Source organism: Aquabacterium sp. (assembly GCF_021768455.1).
In the GTDB taxonomy this organism is placed as follows: Bacteria; Pseudomonadota; Gammaproteobacteria; order Burkholderiales; family Burkholderiaceae_C; genus Aquabacterium.
The window spans coordinates 1-2764 of record NZ_JAIZVX010000250.1 but is presented as its reverse complement, the minus strand read 5'-3'; the positions used below and the strand labels follow the sequence as shown (position 1 = coordinate 2764).

At 63.4% G+C, this 2764-nt stretch carries 1 protein-coding gene and 1 pseudogene; both read right to left on the bottom strand.

Annotated elements, in window-relative coordinates; translation table 11 throughout:
* A partial coding sequence (locus tag QZ994_RS19355) for a CusA/CzcA family heavy metal efflux RND transporter (RefSeq protein WP_290877582.1) occupies positions 1-2564 on the bottom strand: 2564 nt, incomplete at its 3' end.
* Positions 2561-2764: pseudogene (locus QZ994_RS19350) on the bottom strand (hypothetical protein); the annotation flags it as partial. The pseudogene QZ994_RS19350 and the gene QZ994_RS19355, both read right to left, overlap by 4 nt.

The window sequence follows — 2764 nt, the reverse complement described above, 5'->3', positions numbered from 1 at the left end:
GAGTAGCCAGGCGGCAGTTTGACCTTGGCCGCGACAGCCTTTTGCATGTCCTGCACCGCTGAGCGCAGGTCTCGCCCCCGGATGTCCACATACACCCAGCCAGACAGGCGGGCGTTCTCGCTGCGCAGCATGGGTGGGCCATCGGTTACGCGGATGTCGGCCACGTCGGACAAGACCAGGCGCTGCCCGCGCTCGTTCACGATGGGCAAGGTGCGCAGTTTCTCCAGCGAATCACGTGTTTCGCGTGGGTAGCGCAGGTTGATCGGGAAGCGCTGCAAACCTTCCACCGTCTCGCCGATGTTCTCGCCGCCCACTGCCGAGCTGATAACCGACTGCACATCGGCGATGTTCATGCCAAAGCGCGCGGCGGCATCGCGGCGGATGTTGACGTCCACATACCGGCCACCTGTCAGGCGTTCGGCCAAGGCGCTGCTGACACCGGGCACATCCTTGAGCGCCCGCTCGATCTCACCCGTGAGTCGGTCGATGGTGGCCAGGTCGGTGCCCGCCACCTTGACGCCCACGGGGCTCTTGATGCCGGTGGCCAGCATGTCGATGCGGTTGCGGATGGGGGGCACCCAGATGTTGGCCAGGCCGGGCACCTTGACAATGCGGTCCAGCTCTTCAACCAGCCTGTCTTGCGTCATGCCCGGGCGCCATTGGTCTTTGGGTTTGAATTGGATGGTGGTCTCGAACATCTCCATGGGTGCCGGGTCGGTCGCGGTTTCGGCGCGGCCTGCCTTGCCGTAGACGCTGGCCACCTCGGGCACGGTCTTGATCAAACGGTCGGTCTGCTGAAGCAGCTCGGCGGCCTTGCCTGCGGACAAGCCCGGCAGGGCTGTAGGCATGTAGAGCAGGTCGCCCTCGTCCAGCTTGGGCATGAACTCACCGCCAATGTGCTGCAAGGGCCACAAGCTGAGCAACAGCAACACGGCGGCCACCGCCAGCGTGCGCTTGGGGCCTTGCAAGACTGCATTGAGCAGTGGGCGGTAGATGGCAATCAGGAGTCGGTTGAGCGGGTTGCTCTGCTCGCTGGGGATGCGGCCACGGATCAGGTAGCCCATCAGCACGGGGATCAGCGTGACCGACAAGCCCGCTGCCGCCGCCATGGCATAGGTTTTGGTGAAGGCCAGCGGCGAGAACAGCCGCCCCTCTTGCGCCTCCAGCGTGAACACTGGCACAAAAGACAGCGTGATGATCAACAGTGAGAAAAACAGCGCGGGCCCGACCTCGGCCGCCGAGTCGCCAATGACCTTCCAGCGCTCGGCACCTTCCAGCGTTTGATCGGGGTGGGCCTGCTCCCAATGTTCCAGGTGCTTGTGTGCGTTCTCGATCATCACCACGGCTGCGTCCACCATGGCACCAATGGCAATGGCGATGCCGCCCAGCGACATGATGTTGGCGTTCACCCCTTGGTGGTGCATGACGATGAAAGCCGCCAGGATGCCCAGTGGCAGCGAGATGATGGCCACCAGGGCCGAGCGCAGGTGAAACAAAAAGACAAAGCACACCACGGCCACCACGGCGAACTCTTCGAGCAGCTTGTGTGACAGGTTCTCCACCGCGCGCTCGATGAGGGTGGATCGGTCGTACACCGGCACGATCTCCACCCCTTTGGGCAAGCTGGCTTGCAGGGTCTTGAGCTTGGCCTTCACAGCAGCAATCGTCTCCAATGCGTTTTTGCCTGAGCGCATCACGATCACGCCGCCAGTGGCCTCCCCCTCACCGTCCAACTCGCCAATGCCCCGACGCATCTCGGGTCCCATCTGGATGCGGGCCACATCCCCCAGGCGCACTGATACGCCTGCGTCGGTGGTAACCAAGGGCACTTGTCGGAAATCGTCCAGCGATTGCAGGTAGCCAGAGGCGCGCACCATGTACTCGGCTTCGCCCAACTCCAGCACCGAACCGCCCGCCTCCTGGTTGGCCTTCTGGATGGCCTCGACCACCTGGGTGTGCGGGATGCCGTAGGTGGCCAGTTTGTCGGGGTCCAGCACCACTTGGTACTGGCGCACCATGCCGCCTACAGAGGCCACTTCCGCCACATTGGGCACGGTCTTGAGTTCGTACTTCAAGAACCAGTCCTGCAAGGCACGCAACTGACCCGCATCCTGTGTGCCTCCACGGTCCACCAGGGCGTATTGGTAAATCCAGCCCACACCCGTGGCGTCGGGCCCCAGCGACGCCTTGGCGCTGGCAGGCAAACGCGACTGAACCTGGTTCAGGTACTCCAGCACACGTGAGCGGGCCCAGTACAGATCGGTGCCGTCCTCGAACAGCACGTAGACATAAGAGTCGCCGAAGAAGGAGTACCCCCGCACCGTCTTGGCGCCAGGCACCGACAGCATGGTCGTGGTCAGCGGGTAGGTGACCTGGTTCTCCACAATGCGCGGCGCCTGGCCTGGGTAGGTCGTGCGGATGATGACTTGCACATCAGACAGGTCGGGCAAGGCGTCCAGCGGCGTTCTCGCAACCGAATACACCCCCCATGCACTGAGCATCAAGGTGGCCAGCAGCACCAGGAAGCGGTTGGTGATGGACCAACGGATCAGGCGGGCGATCATGGCTTGCTCCCTTGCTTGGCTGTCCCATGGGCTTGATGGGGCGCCTCGGACGCAGGCTGGGGCTCAGGTGCCAGGTGCGACAGTCGGGTCAACTGCGGCATGCCATCGGCATCCATGTAGAACTCAAAGCTCACCGGGTCCCCCACTTCCAGATGGCGGGGCAGTCCGCCCTTGAGCGGCACCTTGAAATCCATCGTCAT